Here is a 17,968-nt window from a genome sequence, read left to right as displayed (position 1 = left end):
CGCACTAAAACAGACGAATAAGAAAATCAAAAAGTTGATACTAAGTCAACTTGAGCAGTGGATCTCTGGCCTTCCAAGCTATATCAAGTCTTATTTGCCGATTTCACTCTGCGAAAGTTGAGTTAATTATATTTAAGAAAAAGTCACTCGGATTGTTTGAGTGGCTTTTTTGTTATAAAAACTGGTATGCGTAGGGTTCCAAAAAGCTTACAGCGAGGAGGGGAAAAAACTATCCTAGGGTGCAAAAAAATTTAGTTTAGCAACCAGGATTTTTATAATTAGCAAATAAAATAAGCGGAAATTTTCCGGTTAAATCTAGATGGAACCATATTATGAGAATAATAAGCGGAGATATTCCGGTTAAGTAAAGAAAAATCATCTAATTTCACGTATTTTAAGGAATTAGTCGGAAATTCTCTGGCTATTGGAGCTGTTTTTAATGTTTAGTAATGATTAACTGGAAATTCTTCGGCTATTTGTCTGACAGGATGAAGCACAACCTAACTCACCATCCTATAATAGCAGATCCTCACGAGATATAGAAAAATAGAAGAATATAAACATAATCAAAAATAGCTGATATAGTCATATTCTCACGTGCGGTACTTATTGGTGAAAATCCAAAATATATTCACTTTTGCTACTTCATCCTTTCCCATCAAATCTCCTTTTGATAGAATACAAGTATCAATCATCATTTCCTGCTTATCCACATAAACTTAATTTATAAAGGACAACTGGTAATTTAAATTAGGTCGTAGGTCGTAGACAACTTTCCAATTAAAGTCCGTAGTAAAATGGCTAGAGCTTCAGGTAAAATGGATAGTAATAAATGAAACAATTTTTGAATGGATACGTATATAAACTAAACGGAATATAAAGGCAGGAGTCGATTTAGCGTGAATACATTTTTAATGATTCTGGTACGAACAGGTATTGCTTTACCAATAGGTGGTTTAACATGGATTGTTAGCTTACTAGGCTATGATGTTTCGTTTCCCTTATCTGTTGTGTATGGTTTAGGTGCCTCCACTGCATCTTATTTTATTACAGATGGTATCATTAAACATCAAGTGCAAACGAGACAAGGATTATCTAGAAAAGAATATAAGTTTATACAGTCTGAATTAAAAACAGCCAACGAGAAGATTAGCAGATTAAATAAATATGTTTTTTCTATTAGACATTTTTCCTCTTTTAAACAAAGAATAGATTTAATGCGAGTAACAAAGAAGATTTATCGATTAACAAAAGAAGAACCTCGTCGATTTTATAAAGCAGAGAAATTCTACTATTCTCATCTTGACTCACTTGTAGAAATATCGGAAAAGTATGCCATGTTATCTGCACAGCCGCGGAAAAATAAAGCATTACAAGCTACTCTTAATGAAACAAGAAGAACATTAGACCAGCTTTCACGAACAGTAGAAGACGATCTTCATGACATACTATCAGACGATATAGATGATTTGCATTTTGAACTAGATGTAGTAAAGCATATTTCTAAGAAAGACGATAGTGAGACGTTAGATGAAGGCAGGCGGCCAAAATGACAGATGAAACGAAACATAAGTCTCTAATGGATGATTTTTTCTCTAATCCCTTAGCAGAGAGTGACTATAAGGTGTTAGAAAAAGGCGAAACAGTGCAATCTGTTCGCCTTATTGATGTTTTACCACCTGATAAAAAGCATGAAGCCCTTGAGATGGCAAAGAATCTAGATCCAACCAATCACAGAGTTATGATAGCTTATGGAACCCAAGCACAGAAAAAACTGTTACATTTCTCTCATAGTATGATTGAACATGTGCAGCGGGACGATGTTGGCGAGGTAAGTAATGTCATTGGAGACTTAATGCAAAAGTTAAAAGAAATTGATCCAGACGAATTAAGTATAAAAAAACAAGGCTTTTTCCGACGTTTATTCAGTAGAGCTTCTAAAAGTGTTCATGAAATATTATCTAATTATCAAAAGGCGAGTGCGCAAATTGATCGGATGAGTGTTCGATTGGAACGAAGCAAAAATGTTCTTATTGCTGATATTCATTTACTAGAACAGTTGTATGAAAACAACAAGTCTTATTTTCAAGATCTAAATGTGTACATAGCTGCTGCTGAATTAAAGTACGAAGAAATGACGCAGAAAATGATTCCAGAGTTAAAGCGTCAAGCAGAGGAATCAGAAGACAGGATGAAAAAACAAGAAGTGAATGATCTTGTTCATTTTGCAGAGTTGCTGGAAAAAAGAATTTATGATCTAAAAATTAGTAGAGAGATTACGATGCAAACAGCTCCGCAAATTAGGCTAATTCAGCATACTAATCGTACTGTGATTGATAAAATCCAATCCTCTATCATGACAGCTATTCCGTTATGGAGAAATCAAGTTTCCATTGCTCTTACTCTTTTAAGGCAACGATATGCGTTGGAAACAACAAAACAAATGAGTTCCTCTGTCAGAACCATTGATAGTAATGCGAGGGAAATGAATCAACTTGGTGGGTCGAGTGATTTAAGCACATTGGAGATTGAGTCTTTAAGACAAACACAGAATAAATTAATAGATTCATTAGAAGAGACGCTAACTATTCAAGAAGATGGCAGGCAGAAGAGAAGTCAGGCTGAGAAAGAGCTTGTAGTAAGTGAGGATAGTTTGAAGCAATCAATGCATACATCTACAGATATAAAATAAAGGTTCACGAATCATTTTCGTGAACCTTTTTCTTTAGTCTACTAGTTTTCCAAAAGAAATGCGTTTATTTAAGATATACATAATTGGTATACCAATTGCCATTACAACAAATTCACCAATAGCCGTTGTAGCCCAAGTTACTAAAAATGGTAAATCAAGTGCTAGGTGTAGAGCGTATGCAATGATAAACATATTAAAAGTGAAAACTAGTGTATTAATAATCATTCGTGTTACTTCATTCTTCACATATTTACTAACACCAATAGTAATAGCTAGACAGATGATAGAATGTGCAACTCCAAATGTTAAATCGTACAGCTTCATAGTAGATAGGAATAAGTTCGCTAAAAATACGCCCACAACAATTCCGTAAATGTACTTTTTATTAAATACTACTAAATGGTTAAATAACTCAGAAACGCGATACTGAATGCTACCGAATGCAATTGGGGCAATTAGTAGTGTAACAGCAATATAAAGAGCAGCAACTAAGCCATTTACCGCAAGTGTTTTTGTTTTCATACTTTTATTTCTCTCCCTTAGTTTTTTTACGTGGGATGGTTACGAACCACGATTTACACAAACACTAATGTTATAATACCTACTAAACTTTTGTCAATGAGAAAAATCGCAATTTTATACATATGTATGTTGCAAAGGAGAATAATATTTAGTAGTATAATTTTAATTATTAGAAAAGTTCAATTATTCTAATAATAAATTGGGCGTAGTTGTTAATATCGATAAAACAATATACATAGAGAAGCAACTCCTTATAAAGTTTAATCATCATTTAAGGGTTATCTTTGAGGGCTTACAAATAAATATATTCTAAAAAGTAGGGAGAGGGAAAAATGGAAAAGTGGAGTGAGGTACTAAGGAAACTGAAGGGACATTCTCTTGTTAAGGAAGGTTTAGTTTTTTTACAAGAGGATGATAGTAGAACATTAGAAGAGCAAATTGAACTTACGCTTGTTCCTGCTCCTTCCTTTATGGAGGAGAAAAAAGGAAATGTATTTAAAAAGAAACTAAGTGAATATGGACTTCAAGGCATAGAACAAGATTATCATGGAAATGTATATGGAATTCGACATGGTAAGGGAAATGGACCAAGAATATTCGTATGTGCCCACCTAGATACAGTTTTTCCTGAAGGTACACAAATTCAAGCACAATGGAAAGATGGAAAGGTATATGCTCCTGGTATATCAGATGATGGAAGAGGGTTAGCAGCCGTTCTTAGTGTGTTAAGAGCATTTGAAAAAACGAATATCCAAACTGAAGGTGATATTATATTCGGAGCCACAGTGGGAGAAGAAGGGCTAGGAGATTTAAAAGGAGTGAAAGGATTGTTTGCAGATAGAGAAGATATTCAGGCATTTCTTTCCTTAGAGCCGGGTACTCCAGAAGAGATTACATACTTAGGAACAGGAAGTCATCGTTATCACGTAACCTATACAGGTTCAGGAGGTCATAGTTTCGGAGACTTTGGTATCCCTAGTGCTACACATGCATTAGGAAGAGCCATTAGTAAGATAGCCGATATAGAAACTCCTACAGAACCTAAAACAACCTTTACCGTAGGAACAATCACAGGAGGCACTTCTGTTAATACCATTGCCCAAGAAGCTAGTATGATGGTAGATTTGCGTTCAAACGCACAAAGTGAGCTACTAAAGCTAGAAGAAAAGGTAGTAGCTATTTTCAAAGAAGCAGCAGAGGAAGAGAATGATAGATGGGAGAGCTCCAAAACAAAGATAGAAGTAGATATAAAATTAGTAGGAAATCGACCACCTGGAACACAGAGTTCCGAAGCAACGATTGTACAAACAGCTCTAGCAGCAAACAAAGTATTAGGACTAAATCCAGTTCTAGCAGATGCACTAAGCACAGATTCTAATGTTCCTATATCTCTAGGCATACCAGCAGTAACCCTAGGTGCAGGAGGAGAGTGCGGTGGAATACATACTTTAGAAGAATACTTTGATCCCAAAAACGCCTATTTAGGACCTCAAAATTTATTTTTAACCATATTAGGGTTAGTAGGAGTATACGGAGAAACAGAACCATTATTAAAAAAGTAGAATTGTACCCATTTTTTTAAAGGATTATAAAGAAACTCAGAATTATGTTGCAAAAATAGAATTTTTTGCAGGTTGATTGGAGCGGAAGGGGCTCGTCACACTCCACGTGGAAAGCGAACCTACTCAGCGGAAATCAACCTCCCTATTAGAAAGTAATTCTAAAGCGATGGCATCAAGTCATCGCTTTTTTCTTTTTTAAAAAATATTTCTCCCGACTTATTCCTGACACATTCATTTTTTATTCTAGTACTTGTAGAAAGCAATGACAAAAGTAAACAAGCATAAAAATATAAAAAATAGAATGTGAAAGAGGTTGAGAAGGAATATGAAAAAAAGTGTAAAGAGATGGATTGCTAGTGGAATAACAGTTGTAGTAATTGGAACAGGAATTGGATCTTACTTCTATTTTACAAAAGAAGATGTAGAACAAGTTAATGCACAAGCTACAACACAAACAGCTACGGCAGAAGTTGGGAATGTAGAAATTGATATAAGTGGAACAGGGAGTATTGCAACTATTAATAAAGAAACATTAACTACTTCAGGAAATGCAACTGTTGACGAAGTACTAGTAGCAGTAGGAGATGTAGTAGCGGAGGGAGATGAGCTAGTCACTTTTGAAGATGATACACTTGATCCTATTGTTGCTGACTTCTCTGGTGAAATCACTGCATTAAACGTAGAAGCAGATGATAATGTATCCATGGGAACAGAAGTTATTACTGTAACGGATTATAGTAATCTTGAGATGGTAGTTAATGTAGATGAATTAGATATATCGAAAGTAAAAGTTGGACAAGAAGCTACCATATCAGTGAGCGCACTAGAAGATAAAGAATACACAGGAACAGTAACAGCAGTAGCAAAAGAGGCAAGCTCTGAAAACTCAAGTGTCGCAACTTATGCAGTTACAGTGGTTGTTAATGAACCAACAGATCTATTAGTTGGTATGACAGCAGAAGCAACTATCACTACGGAAAGTGCTGAAAATGTTATTACAGTTCCAGTAGAAGCAGTACAAAAAGAAAATGATGAGTACTATGTATTAGTATCTTCTGGCACAGCAACAAATGAAGATGGTTCTACAGAAGCTGCATCAACAAAACAAACAGTTGAAGTAGGCTTAGAAAATGAAGAGGTTGCTGAAATTAAAAGTGGATTAGAGGAAGGCACAACAGTAGTATTACCAACATTTGAATCTTCTAGTGATTCTTCTAGTCAGGAAGGTATGTTCCCGGGTGGAGGTCAAATGCCGAGTGGTGGACAAATGCCTAGCGGTGGACAAGGTGGAGGAATGCCATCAGGTGGAATGGGAGGTAGTAGAAACTAATGATTGAACAAAATACAATTCTTGAAATAAAAAATTTGCAAAAAGAATATACATTGGGTGGAGAAACAGTTAAAGCTTTGGATAATGTTAGTTTCTCTGTTAATAAAGGGGACTTTATTGCCATCATTGGTCCTTCTGGTTCTGGAAAGTCAACGTTAATGAATATGATTGGCTGCCTAGATACCCCTGATTCTGGTGAGTACTACTTAGATGGAGAAAATGTATTTTCTCTAAAAAATAAGCAATTAGCAGAAGTAAGAAATCATAAGATTGGCTTTATCTTTCAACAATTTAATCTATTAACAAAACAGACTGCTTACGAGAATGTGGAGCTCCCGCTTGTTTATAGAGGGATTGGTAGTAAAGAAAGAAAAGAAATAGCTTTAGGTGCATTGAAGAAAGTTGGTTTATATGAAAGAGCAGGACATAGACCGACAGAATTATCAGGTGGACAGCAGCAGCGTGTGGCAATTGCCCGTGCTCTTGCTGGAAATCCTCCTATCCTTCTTGCTGATGAACCTACAGGAGCATTGGACAGTAAAACAGGAGTAGAGGTCATGAACTTGATCAAAGAGCTGAATAGTCAAGGACATACGATTATATTAATTACACATGACTTAGAAATTGCAAGACAAGCGAAAAGAGTCATTCGTATTCAAGATGGTGTATTGGCAGAAGAGAAGGAGGTTGTATTCTCTTGAAATTAGGGCAAGCAGTAAAAATAGCTTTTAAAAATATAACAATGAATAAGTTGCGTGCTATTCTAACAATGCTTGGAATTATTATTGGAGTAGCAGCAGTAATTGCATTAACCTCATTAGGAATGGGAGCCTCTACCTCCGTATCTGATGAAATATCAGGACTAGGAACAACTTCTGTGTCTGTGAGTATATCTGGGAATTCAAGTGACGAAGAAGTAGTTAGCTATGATGAATTAATGGCATTTGAAGACTTATCAGAGGTAGAAGCAGTTTCGCCAACAGTATCTACTTCGAGTACATTAAAGAATGGAACCACATCAAGTGAGGGAGTTTCTGTAACAGGTATTACTACCTCTTATGAAAAAGTAGAGGATATTACGCTTCAATCAGGAAGAAATATTATGGATATTGATTTAGATAACCGTAATAAAGTCGTAGTTCTTGGAGCAAATGTAGCAACAGAATTGTTTGGCTTTACAAATCCCGTTGATCAGACGGTTAAAATTGATGGAACTACTTTTAAAGTAATCGGTGTTTTAGCAGAGCAAGGGGAAGAATTAACTGGATCTGTTGATGATTCTGTACTCATTCCGTTCACAACTGCTCAACGTTTTATCGGTCAAACATATGTGAATTCAGCAACAGTACTAATGACAGATGAGGATTCTGTTGAAATTGGTATGGCTAGAATGGAACAAGAGTTATATAACCAATTTGGTGGGGATGAGACTTCTTATACTGTAAGAAATCAATCAGATGTTTCTGATGCGCTAGATTCGGTTTCTAATACAATGACACTATTACTTGCAGGTATTGCTAGTATTTCCTTAATAGTTGGTGGAATCGGTATTATGAACATTATGCTAGTATCTGTTACAGAAAGAACAAGAGAAATCGGTATAAGAAAAGCAATAGGAGCAAAGAAAAAAGATATTATGCTACAATTCCTAATCGAAGCAGTTGTTCTTAGCGCATTTGGTGGAATTCTTGGTGCTGCTATAGGAATTGGAAGTGCAGAAATATTATCAACCACATTAGATATGACTTCCCAAATTACATGGTGGGTAGTTGGAGGTTCCGTAAGCTTCTCCGTGTTAATTGGAATAATATTCGGTATCTTCCCAGCAAACAAAGCATCAAACCTAAGCCCATTAGATGCATTAAGATATCAATAAAAAAAGAATGGATCAGTCAAAGCAGTTAATTGGCAGAATGAATCTATTAAGATGTTAGCTATTAAAAGTTTCTATATAGCCGATATCCAATAGATTCATGTCAATCAACTGCTACTGATCCTTTTTTATTATAGGTAGCATTTCATTTTTATGTATATAATAAGGGAAGACTGAATTCATAGACTTAATATAAACCTTTAATTAGTGATATAGAATTATGTTGCAAAAAAACATATTTTGCAGGTTGATTGGAGCATAAGGGGTGAGACTCCTACGGATCTGCGAGACAGTCCGAGACCCTGCAGGCCAAAGGGCAGACTGCGGCTCGGCGCGAGCCCAGTGGAAAGCGAACTTAGTCAGCGGAAATCAACCAACCTCATTATAAGAATAACAACCATTTTACACGGATAAAGTTAAGATTTTTTTACTAAAATTCACCAAAAAGAAAAGGGAAAAAGAATGAAAAACATTCTAATCGTAGAAGATGAACTAGCCATTTCAATGGTACTAGGAGCCTATTTAGAAAATGCCGGATATGCTGTTTCCTATGCCTATAACGGAGAAGAAGCAATACAAAAACTAGAAGAGTATATTCCATCTCTCATTCTACTAGACATCATGATGCCCCATATAGATGGGTGGGGAGTTCTACAGCATATTCGAAAGAAATCAGCTTGTCCAGTAATCATGTTAACCGCATTATCCGATACCGATCAAAAGCTAAAAGGCTTTGGAAGCGGAGCAGATGATTACATTACCAAACCCTTTGTAGCAGAAGAAGTAATTGCTAGAGTACAAGCAGTATTAAGAAGATCCCCACAATACCAATTAGATGATGAAATCAAATATTATGGAGATTTAAAAATTAATTACGTATCACATCAAGTTTTTTTAAACGGAATTGAAGTGCTTATTACACCAAGAGATTTATCTGTATTGTTGTTCTTAGCGAGCAATCCAAATCAAACCTTTACAAGAGATCAGCTACTCGACCATGTCTGGGGAAACGATTATGATGGCAGTGATCGGGCAGTTGATTTAGCAATTAAAAGAATAAGGAAATTACTACATGGGTGGGATCCAAAAGATGGAGAGATTAAGACACTACGTGGCCTCGGCTATCAATTCTATATTCAAGAAAGAAAATAAAGAAAAAACACCTCTTCTCTATTATTGGACAAAGAGATACCTACTAACTTTAATTGGTGGGTTACTGATCATCGGGGTAGTTTCTATTATTTGGATTCGTCATAATGCGCTAGAGAATAGGCTAGAATTAACAAAGCTAGTTGCCCAGGAAATAGCAGAGCATGCTAACGAAATGGAAGATACAAATGCGAAGGATATCCGCTTTCCATTTTTACAGGATAGGCAGCAATTTATTAATCCTGGTCAACCATTAGAGGTATATATAAAGGATAATTCTGGAGCTGTTCGTTCTGTGAGCCAGGAACCAAATCCTATGCCAAATTCAGAATTAAACCAAAATGAATCTTTAATAAAATCTCTTCAATTGGAAGAAGAGTTGACTATAAAAAAGGTCACTACATGGAATAACAAAAAAGCCTCGGTTGTAATAGCTCCTATTAAGAACGACGAAGAAAAGGTGACTGGAGCAGTATATATTATTCAACCACATAATGAGTTAAAGCATTTGAATAAAGAAGAATATCAACTGCTAGGTTTGCTGTTAATTAGCCTTGCCATTCTTGGGTGGCTAGTTATTTATTCTTTATCCAAAAAGTTAGCTAAGCCAGTAGAAGAGGTAGCAAATGCAGCACAGCGTTTAATGAACGGAGACTATAGTATTACCTTGAATGATGATGTTCAAGAAAAAGAATTATATCAACTAATTCAATCCTTTAATGAGATGACAAAAAGGCTAGATACATTAGAGAGCTTAAGAACACAGCTATTAGCAGGTGTTACACATGAATTAAAAACACCGATTACTTCTATTAGTGCACTTATACAAGCCGTTAATGATAATGTTATACCAGAAAATCGCAAGAAAGAGTTTCTCACTATGAGTTTAAAGGAATCTGCCAGATTACAAAGTATGGTGGAAGACTTATTGAATTTTAATAGCTTTAGTGCAGGTTCTATTAAGGTCAATAAAGAAGAAACAAATGTTCAAGCAATCTTAAAAGAAATTATCTATCAATGGGAAATCGTACATGGTGATTCATTATCTTCTGTCAGCTTAACCTATGTTAGTTCCGAGAAGGCCCTTTACGCAATGATTGATAGTGTAAGATTTCAGCAAATTCTGGTTAACTTATTAAATAATAGCTTACATGCCATTAAAGGAAAAGAAGAAGCGAAATTAGAGATAAAAGTAAGATATTATCAAAAAAATATCTTAGTAACAGTAGAAGACAATGGTTATGGGATACCTAAAGAAGAACAAGATTTCATTTTCGAAAGGTTCTACCGCGGAAAGAATAAGAAAGATGTGGAGAGAGGCTTAGGATTAGGTTTACCTTATAGCTTACTACTAGCTAAGGCACTTGGAGGAAATCTTTCTTTACAACAGTCTGATGGTTGCTCTACAATGTTTTTATTACAAATACCACTAATCCATAAATATTGAGATTTTCAAGAAGAACAAAGATAGCCTTCTTTTAAAGGAGACTGAAGAAGGGAGCAAGTTTCATTGACTAATCAAGAACAAAAGTACTGTAGAGAATCATTAGTAGTAAAAACAAGCAGAATATTCCCAATTGACACCAATAACCATAACTCACTATTTGGTGGTAAACTGATGAGTTATATTGATGATGTAGCTTCCATTTCTGCTTCTAGACATTCTAGAAGTGATGTAGTAACAGCCTCAACAGACTCTGTAGATTTCTTAATGCCTATCCGTCCAACCGATTCTGTATGTCTTGAATCATATGTGACGCATACAGGTAATTCCTCTATGGAGGTATTTGTGAAGGTCATTGCAGAAAATCTAAAAACAGGAGAGCGAAACTTAGCTGCTACTTCCTTTTTAACATTTGTGTCATTAGATGATGATGGAAAGCCGAGAAGAGTTCCAAAGGTAATTCCTCAATCAGAAGAAGAACAAATGCTATATAATACTGCTGAACAGCGTGTGAAAATTAGAAAAGATCGAAGAGAACATAGCAAAGCCTTTGCAAATGTTATTAGTACAGAAATGCCTTGGTAATAGAGAGAAATGGCTGTGAGGAATACCTCATGGCTTTTTTGTTTTCCTCAATAAATAAAGCCTTCCAAATAATACTCCGAAACGGCAAGCTTCTATCATTTAATAGCAAGCGAAAAATACATAAACATTTGTCCATATAGCATATAAATTTTTTTTAATTTAAGTGGAAATACAATCATATTTCTAAAAAATCCCCTCCATATTCTCCTTCTAATGCAAAACTTTCTAATTCATTGCATCCATAAAAATTGCAATGTTCAATATTTATAGTAAAGAGAAACCTACTATTGTAGCGGAATATTTAAAGAAAATGAATACTTTCATACAAAAAAATAGAGTGTTTACTAAAAATATAGAAGATTAATTCGAAACATGAAATAAATTGTCAAAAAATATTAACTTTTCTGAAAATATAATGTTAAGTAATCTGACAATTTAAAAGACACATGTCCATAGATAGGCTTATAATCCATACATGGAAATAAGGGAGAATGAAATCATTCAAACTACTCCGAGATAAAAAGACAAATTATTAGGGGGCAATCTATGTTATCAAAGAAAGTAATTTCACTAGCTATGACAGCTACTTTAGCACTTGGATTTATGAGTGGATGTGCTTCAAGCTCCAGTTCAGATGGAGACAGTTCAGGTGATAAAAAAGTAATTAAAATTGTGACACAATCACCGCTTTCTGGTGGAAGTGCTACTTTGGGAGAAGCCATTAAATTAGGTGCTCAATTAGCTATTGATCAGCAAAAAGAGAAATTCGCTGATTTAGGCTTTGAATTACAATTAGATGCGCAAGATGACCAAGGAGATCCGAAAAAAGGGGTAGCTAACGCCAACTTAGTAGTGGCTGATCAAGCGGTATTAGGTGTAGTTGGTCACTTAAACTCTGGTGTTTCCATTCCTGCTTCTGAGGTTTATGAGAAAAATAACTTAATAAGTATTTCTCCAGCAAGTACAGCAACAGACTTTACGGATCGTAAGCTGAAAACAGTAAGCCGTGTTGTTGCACGTGATGACTTCCAAGGACCTGCTGGTGCAGAATATGCTATTGAAAAATTAGGAGCACAAAAAATCTTTATTATCCAAGATAAAACTTCCTACGGTTCTGGTTTAGCAGATGCTTTTAGAGCTGCTGCTGAAGAATTAGGAGCTGAAATTGTTGGATATGAAGGAATCACAGTTGGTGAGAAAGACTTTAATGGCGTACTGAACCAAGTTACTTCTAAAGATCCTGATTTAATTTACTTTGGTGGTCTATATGCAGAAGGTGGAATTTTAGTAAAACAAGCACGTGAAAAAGGCTTAGATATCCCATTCATGGGTGGAGATGGATTAGATTCCTCTACATTTGTTGAAATCGCAGGAGAAGCTATTAAGAATACTTTCTTAACTTCTGTTGCTGGTGACACAACAAAAACAGAAGAAGGAACAAAATTTGCTGAAGACTATGAAGCGGCATTCAGCAAATCTATTGAATCCTACTCAGCTTATGCTTATGATGCTGCAGGAGTGTTGCTAGCAGGAATTGAGCAAGCAATCAAAGATAATGACAATAAAATGCCTACACGTGAAGCGGTAACAAGTGTCGTTCGTGCTACACAAGATTACAAAGGGGTAGTAACAGAAGTTGGATTTGATGAGTTAGGTGATAATACATTCGCAAAAATCTTTATTTATAAATTTGATGAAGCAAGCTATCCTGCAACATTGGATGGAGAGATTAGTCAATAAAAGTAAGGTGATGAAAAGGGTATGGTTGGTCCTGTACCCTTTTTGTTTTTATATTAGGTCATCAGCAAATATGTAAATGAAGTGATCGATTCAAACACATATACTTACCAAAATTAATACAAAGTGTGGGGAAGAAGATGCTAACAGAAATACTACAAACATTACCGCAGGTTTTAATTGATGGATTAACATTAGGGGCAGTTTACGCCGTTATTGCATTAGGTTATACCATGGTTTATGGAATTCTTGAGCTCATTAACTTTGCTCATGGGGAAATCTTTATGACAGGGGCATTTATAGGGACTGGTATCTTAATTCTTCTAACAAGTCTTGGCTGGACATCTATGCTTCCAGCAGTTGTATCGTTAATTATTATGCTTCTTATTACTAGCATTGTAACGGGAATGCTCGGTATGGGAATTGAACGAGTAGCTTATCGTCCTTTAAGGAAAGCTCCAAAATTGATTGCATTAATATCTGCAATCGGTATTTCTTTCTTATTACAAGATATCGTTCGTTTTATTACGGAATTATTTAGAGGAAATTATATTCTGACTGCACCAACGTTCTTTTCTAATCAAATCAATATTGGTTCTATCTTAGGTGCTAATGCAGCTAGTTTTAAAAGTTCGTTTTTAGTTGTCATGATTGTTGCAATTATCCTTATGATTGGATTAGATTTCTTTGTGAATAAAACCAAATGGGGAATGGCTATGCGAGCAGTTGCACAGGATCGAGAAACTGCTTCCTTGATGTCCATTAACGTGAATAAAGTAATTTCGGTTACATTCTTTGTTGGTTCTGCACTAGGAGGAGCAACTGGTGTTTTATTTGCTGTTCAATATGGAACAATTGATCCGTATATTGGCTTTATTCTAGGTCTTAAAGCCTTTACTGCTGCGGTATTAGGTGGAATTGGTAATATTCGTGGAGCTATGTTTGGTGGTTTGCTTATTGGATTAATTGAGATGTTTACTGCTGCTAATCTTTCCGTTATTACAGGTGGCTTAATGGGTGCAGAGTATAAAGATGTAGTAGCATTTGCCATTTTAATTATTGTACTGATCTTTAAACCAGAAGGCTTGTTTGGCAAAGCCGTTGCAGAGAAAGTGTAGGTGGAAAGAATGGCAAATTATATAAAAACCATACAAACAAATAAGGTTGCACAGGTAATTTTATTCTTTGTGTATGTATTGGTGACAACTGCTGCACTAGCTCTGTCTCAAAAATCAGTTATTGCTTTTTTACTATTATTACTATCTCTATTAATTCTCTACTATATGAATCTAGGAAAAAAAATGAAATGGATGATTGCATTATTAATATTAGTCGTTATTCTTCCTTTTTCAGCTAGTCAAGGACCTTCCTATCAAGCTTATATGGAAGTTGCCACAATGGTCGGTATTTATGTCTGTATGGCTTTAGGTCTAAATATAGTGGTTGGTCTCGCAGGGTTATTAGATTTAGGATTTGTTGCATTCTTTGCAGTAGGTGCTTATACATATGGTATTTTTGCTTCCGCACAAGCAAGTAATTTTATGCCATTCGGAACATATCCCTTATCAGGTAACAGTTTCTGGATCTTTATTATTCTTGGGTTATTCGTAGCTGCTTTATTTGGGGTACTACTAGGAATACCTGTATTAAGAGTAAAAGGTGACTATTTGGCGATTGTTACATTGGGCTTTGGTGAGATAATCCGTATTGTTTTTAATAACTTAGATAAACCCGTTAACATCACAAATGGTGCAATGGGATTGGCGAGTATTCAGCAGCCTGAAATCTTTGGCATTACCTTGTCACAACCAAATCAATTTTATTATGTGGTTCTTGTTATGTTCATCATTGTCATCTATGCGGTTACAAGGATGGAGCATACGAAGCTTGGTCGTTCTTGGAAAGCTGTTAGGGAGAATGAAATTGCAGCACAAGCAATGGGAATTCCGTTAGTGAAAACTAAATTAACGGCATTTGCTATTGGTGCATCCTTCTCAGGGATGATGGGAGTAGTGTTCGCAGCTAAACAAATGTTCATTGATCCTACGAGTTTTACTTACTTAGAATCTACTACTATTCTTGTGATGGTTATTCTAGGTGGCATGGGAAGTGTTCCTGGTGTTATTTTAGGTGCAGCTGTTGTTACCATTCTGAATTTACAAGTTTTAACAGAGTTAACTGGATGGTTAAGTCAAGTAGCGACGATTCCAAATGCATTATCTCCAGCCAAAATGCAAAGATTCATATTCGGTGCCCTTTTAATTGTAATGACCTTGTATAGACCTCAAGGACTTATCCCTGCAAAGAATAAAAAATTTAATGTGAATAAATTAAAAGAAAGTACAGCTGAAAAGCAGTAGAAATACTAGAATCATGTTCTTTAAGGAGGAGCATCAAGTGAATATACTCGAGGTTAAAGGTTTAACAAAATCATTTGGTGGATTGGTAGCTAACACTGATATTGATATGTTAGTAGAAAAAAACTCTATTACTGCAGTAATTGGACCAAATGGGGCAGGAAAAACAACCTTTTTTAATATGATTACAGGTGTGTATAAGCCTAGCTCAGGAGAAATTTTATTAAATGGCAAGCCAATTGCTGGTTTAAAACCACATGTAGTGGCGAAAAAAGGTATTTCTAGAACTTTTCAGAATATCCGTTTATTTAGTGATATTACTGTATTAGAGAATGTTATGGTTGGTATGCATAATCATTTAAAAGGGAGTTTAATAGGAACACTCCTTCAACTACCAAAGGCTAGGCATGAAGAAGAGGAGGTTATGAAGGAAGCTTATAGATTACTAGAATATGTTGGGCTTAGTGATCAAATCAATGAAGCAGCTAGTAATCTGTCCTATGGTGCACAGAGGAGACTGGAAATTGCTCGAGCGCTAGCTACAAAACCAAGTGTTTTATTATTAGATGAGCCTGCAGCTGGAATGAATCCAAAGGAAACCAGCCTATTAACTGACTTGATTAAGGATATGTGTAAACGATATGATTTGACCATTATTTTAATTGAACATGATATGAAGCTTGTTATGGAGATTTCCAAGCATATTATTGTACTTGATCATGGGGAGAAAATTGCTGAAGGTGGACCTGATGATATTCGCTCCAATCCAAAAGTAATTGAAGCATATTTAGGAAAAGGTGCAGTGTCACTTGGTTAATGGGAGGTAACAGCAATGGAGAAAATACTAGAATTAAATAATATAGAAGCCTCTTATGGAGGAATACAAGCATTAAAAGGAATAAGCTTACATGTAGATAGAGGAGAAATTGTTACCTTAATTGGAAGTAATGGTGCTGGAAAATCCACCACTTTAAAATCAATCAGTGGGCAAGTGCCAGTCAAGAATGGAAGTATCTTATACAAAGGGAAAGATATTACGAATATTGCCGCACATAAAACCGCTGTATTAGGAATATCACAAGTACCGGAAGGACGAAGAATATTTCCAAAACTGACGGTAAAAGAAAATTTATTAATTGGAGCATTTGCTGTAAAAGAGAAGAAGTTAATAGAAGAGAGAATGGAAAAGGCTTTTCGATATTTTCCTAGATTAAAGGAAAGAATGGAGCAACGTGGAGGAACTATGAGTGGGGGAGAACAACAGATGTTGGCGATTGGGCGAGCAATAATGATGCAGCCAGAGGTCCTTATGTTGGATGAGCCTTCTATGGGTCTTGCTCCTATTATTGTCGAGCAGATATTCGAAATTATAAAAGAATTGAATAAAGAAGGAATGACTATTCTTTTAGTAGAACAAAATGCTTTTCAAGCTTTACAGATTGCTAATAGAGGATATGTTATTCAAACAGGTGGAATTGTATTAGAGGGTAAGGGTAAGGAACTAATTACAAATAAACAAGTACAAGAAGCCTATCTAGCTTAGTTAAACAAAAAAAGGAGAAGGCCAAAGTTTAGAATGGTCTTCTCCTTCTTCAGTTATTAATAATTTAAGAATTTAACACAAACTGGTTCTGGAGCATGTATTTCTGATTGTAATAATGTTAATTTACCAGTAGCTGCATCTCTTTCAAATAAAGTAAGTGTATCTGATTGTTCATTAGATGCAACGATAAATTGTTCAGATGGATCTAAAACGAAATCTCTTGGCCAATTACCTTCTGTTGAAGTATGTTCAAGGAAAGTAAGTTGTCCAGTTTCTTCGTTCGCACTAAAGCTAGTAATTGTATTATGCCCACGATTACCTGCATAAACAAATTTACCATCAGAAGAGACATGTATAGCACTTCCTTGGCTATTTTCAGTGAAATCAATCGGTAAAGTAGAGATATATTGTAATTCTTGGAAAGAGCCAGTTTCAGAATTGAAAGAAAGTACGATTACTTCATTGCTTAGCTCAGTCATAACATAAGCGATTTTTCCATTTGGATGGAAAGTAATATGTCTTGGACCACTTCCAGGTTTCACGGAAAGACTGCTCACTTCTTCTAATACTCCATCGCTTAGTTTATAAGTATCCACTCTATCTGTACCCAAATCAACGGATACTGCAAACTGATCATTAGGAGTGAATCCTGAGAAATGCATATGTGGTTTCTCTTGACGAGCTGTATTTGGGCCAGAACCTGTGTGTTGAATAGTTGAAGCGTTTTCTTGTAGAGAACCATCAACAGATACTGGATAAGATTCAGCCGTACCTTTATGGTAGTTAGCAGAAAGAATAACTGTACCTTCTGCATCTACACTAACGTGACAAGGAGATGCACCTTCTGAATATTGAGTATTAAGTAGACTCAATCCACCAGTTGTAGAATCAACAGAATAAGAAGCTACACCGCCTAAAGCGCCTTCTTTTCCAACAGCAAAAAGATACTTATTGTCGTTAGAGATTGTTACATATGTTGGATTTTCAATTTCAGCAGCCACTTCGACAGCCGAAATCTTTTTCTCTTCTGTATCTAGTACAAAAGAATAAACACCTTTACTATCTTTTTTCGTGTATGTACCAACATAACCAATATATTTTGTCATAAACAATTCTCCTTTACAAAATTTGCTTTTTTAAAACCTATAAATAATTATAGCATGTCTGAAAAGAA

Annotated in this window: 16 protein-coding genes and 1 riboswitch; of the genes, 14 read left to right on the top strand and 2 right to left on the bottom strand. The window is 35.5% G+C overall.

Annotated features, from left to right (window positions below):
• The first annotated feature begins 899 nt into the window (after window positions 1–899).
• Window positions 900–1,553 carry a 5-bromo-4-chloroindolyl phosphate hydrolysis family protein gene (locus tag F9279_RS22685; RefSeq protein WP_152116414.1) on the top strand — a complete coding sequence of 218 codons (654 nt, stop codon included), beginning with the start codon at window positions 900–902 and terminating at the stop codon, window positions 1,551–1,553.
• Window positions 1,550–2,692: a toxic anion resistance protein gene (locus F9279_RS22680; protein ID WP_152116413.1), complete on the top strand. Its 1,143-nt coding sequence runs from the start codon at window positions 1,550–1,552 to the stop codon at window positions 2,690–2,692. The genes F9279_RS22685 and F9279_RS22680 overlap by 4 nt, the downstream gene beginning before the upstream one ends.
• A 33-nt stretch (window positions 2,693–2,725) precedes the next feature.
• On the opposite strand, the gene F9279_RS22675 is transcribed toward F9279_RS22680, so the two are convergent.
• Entirely contained in the window at window positions 2,726–3,214 is a 489-nt protein-coding gene (locus F9279_RS22675; protein ID WP_152116412.1) for a QueT transporter family protein, read from the bottom strand.
• Window positions 3,215–3,225: 11 nt separating this feature from the next.
• Window positions 3,226–3,270, bottom strand: a riboswitch (PreQ1 riboswitch).
• A gap of 276 nt (window positions 3,271–3,546) precedes the next feature.
• On the opposite strand from F9279_RS22675, the gene F9279_RS22670 reads away from it, so the two are divergent.
• The 12 genes from F9279_RS22670 (at window position 3,547) to F9279_RS22615 (ending at window position 16,794) form a co-directional block, all read left to right on the top strand.
• A complete protein-coding gene (locus F9279_RS22670) occupies window positions 3,547–4,776 on the top strand; it encodes a M20/M25/M40 family metallo-hydrolase (RefSeq protein ID WP_152116411.1) in 1,230 nt (409 codons plus the stop codon).
• 325 nt (window positions 4,777–5,101) lie between these two features.
• Entirely contained in the window at window positions 5,102–6,106 is a 1,005-nt protein-coding gene (locus tag F9279_RS22665) for an efflux RND transporter periplasmic adaptor subunit (protein WP_152116410.1), read from the top strand.
• Window positions 6,106–6,807, top strand: coding sequence for an ABC transporter ATP-binding protein (locus tag F9279_RS22660; RefSeq protein WP_152116409.1), 702 nt, complete (start codon window positions 6,106–6,108; stop codon window positions 6,805–6,807). The genes F9279_RS22665 and F9279_RS22660 overlap by 1 nt, the downstream gene beginning before the upstream one ends.
• Window positions 6,804–7,982 (top strand): ABC transporter permease, encoded by a 1,179-nt coding sequence (locus F9279_RS22655; protein ID WP_152116408.1) that lies wholly within the window; start codon window positions 6,804–6,806, stop codon window positions 7,980–7,982. Before F9279_RS22660 ends, F9279_RS22655 begins: the two co-directional genes overlap by 4 nt.
• Before the next feature lie 459 nt (window positions 7,983–8,441).
• The gene (locus tag F9279_RS22650) at window positions 8,442–9,131 is read left to right on the top strand and encodes a response regulator transcription factor (RefSeq protein WP_152116407.1); all 690 of its coding nucleotides are present in this window, start codon (window positions 8,442–8,444) and stop codon (window positions 9,129–9,131) included.
• Window positions 9,070–10,575, top strand: coding sequence for a sensor histidine kinase (locus tag F9279_RS22645; protein WP_193224677.1), 1,506 nt, complete (start codon window positions 9,070–9,072; stop codon window positions 10,573–10,575). The genes F9279_RS22650 and F9279_RS22645 overlap by 62 nt, the downstream gene beginning before the upstream one ends.
• A gap of 63 nt (window positions 10,576–10,638) precedes the next feature.
• Window positions 10,639–11,157, top strand: coding sequence for an acyl-CoA thioesterase (locus tag F9279_RS22640; protein ID WP_152116405.1), 519 nt, complete (start codon window positions 10,639–10,641; stop codon window positions 11,155–11,157).
• A 546-nt stretch (window positions 11,158–11,703) separates the two neighbouring features.
• Window positions 11,704–12,897, top strand: coding sequence for a branched-chain amino acid ABC transporter substrate-binding protein (locus tag F9279_RS22635; RefSeq protein WP_152116404.1), 1,194 nt, complete (start codon window positions 11,704–11,706; stop codon window positions 12,895–12,897).
• Between the two features lie 137 nt (window positions 12,898–13,034).
• The gene (locus F9279_RS22630) at window positions 13,035–14,012 is read left to right on the top strand and encodes a branched-chain amino acid ABC transporter permease (protein ID WP_152116403.1); all 978 of its coding nucleotides are present in this window, start codon (window positions 13,035–13,037) and stop codon (window positions 14,010–14,012) included.
• 9 nt (window positions 14,013–14,021) lie between these two features.
• Window positions 14,022–15,254: a branched-chain amino acid ABC transporter permease gene (locus F9279_RS22625; protein WP_152116402.1), complete on the top strand. Its 1,233-nt coding sequence runs from the start codon at window positions 14,022–14,024 to the stop codon at window positions 15,252–15,254.
• Window positions 15,255–15,291: 37 nt separating this feature from the next.
• The gene (locus F9279_RS22620) at window positions 15,292–16,068 is read left to right on the top strand and encodes an ABC transporter ATP-binding protein (protein WP_152116401.1); all 777 of its coding nucleotides are present in this window, start codon (window positions 15,292–15,294) and stop codon (window positions 16,066–16,068) included.
• A gap of 15 nt (window positions 16,069–16,083) precedes the next feature.
• A complete protein-coding gene (locus F9279_RS22615) occupies window positions 16,084–16,794 on the top strand; it encodes an ABC transporter ATP-binding protein (RefSeq protein WP_152116400.1) in 711 nt (236 codons plus the stop codon).
• 56 nt (window positions 16,795–16,850) lie between these two features.
• Here F9279_RS22615 and F9279_RS22610 read toward each other — a convergent pair whose 3' ends face one another.
• Entirely contained in the window at window positions 16,851–17,900 is a 1,050-nt protein-coding gene (locus F9279_RS22610; RefSeq protein WP_152116399.1) for a lactonase family protein, read from the bottom strand.
• Window positions 17,901–17,968: the final 68 nt, after the last annotated feature.

It is taken from the genome of Bacillus sp. B1-b2 (assembly GCF_009183415.1).
Lineage (GTDB): Bacteria > Bacillota > Bacilli > Bacillales > Cytobacillaceae > Niallia.
The sequence above is the reverse complement of the archived record's forward strand: the minus strand, read 5'-3'. Positions and strand labels throughout refer to the sequence as shown.

What these genes read in the sequence shown, in the direction of transcription:
- F9279_RS22680 (WP_152116413.1), top strand. Translation starts at nt 1,550, where the DNA reads ATGACAGATGAAACGAAACATAAGTCTCTAATGGATGATTTTTTCTCT.
- F9279_RS22675 (WP_152116412.1), bottom strand. Translation starts at nt 3,214, where the DNA reads ATGAAAACAAAAACACTTGCGGTAAATGGCTTAGTTGCTGCTCTTTAT.
- F9279_RS22670 (WP_152116411.1), top strand. Translation starts at nt 3,547, where the DNA reads ATGGAAAAGTGGAGTGAGGTACTAAGGAAACTGAAGGGACATTCTCTT.
- F9279_RS22665 (WP_152116410.1), top strand. Translation starts at nt 5,102, where the DNA reads ATGAAAAAAAGTGTAAAGAGATGGATTGCTAGTGGAATAACAGTTGTA.
- F9279_RS22660 (WP_152116409.1), top strand. Translation starts at nt 6,106, where the DNA reads ATGATTGAACAAAATACAATTCTTGAAATAAAAAATTTGCAAAAAGAA.
- F9279_RS22650 (WP_152116407.1), top strand. Translation starts at nt 8,442, where the DNA reads ATGAAAAACATTCTAATCGTAGAAGATGAACTAGCCATTTCAATGGTA.
- F9279_RS22645 (WP_193224677.1), top strand. Translation starts at nt 9,070, where the DNA reads ATGGAGAGATTAAGACACTACGTGGCCTCGGCTATCAATTCTATATTC.
- F9279_RS22635 (WP_152116404.1), top strand. Translation starts at nt 11,704, where the DNA reads ATGTTATCAAAGAAAGTAATTTCACTAGCTATGACAGCTACTTTAGCA.
- F9279_RS22630 (WP_152116403.1), top strand. Translation starts at nt 13,035, where the DNA reads ATGCTAACAGAAATACTACAAACATTACCGCAGGTTTTAATTGATGGA.
- F9279_RS22625 (WP_152116402.1), top strand. Translation starts at nt 14,022, where the DNA reads ATGGCAAATTATATAAAAACCATACAAACAAATAAGGTTGCACAGGTA.
- F9279_RS22615 (WP_152116400.1), top strand. Translation starts at nt 16,084, where the DNA reads ATGGAGAAAATACTAGAATTAAATAATATAGAAGCCTCTTATGGAGGA.
- F9279_RS22610 (WP_152116399.1), bottom strand. Translation starts at nt 17,900, where the DNA reads ATGACAAAATATATTGGTTATGTTGGTACATACACGAAAAAAGATAGT.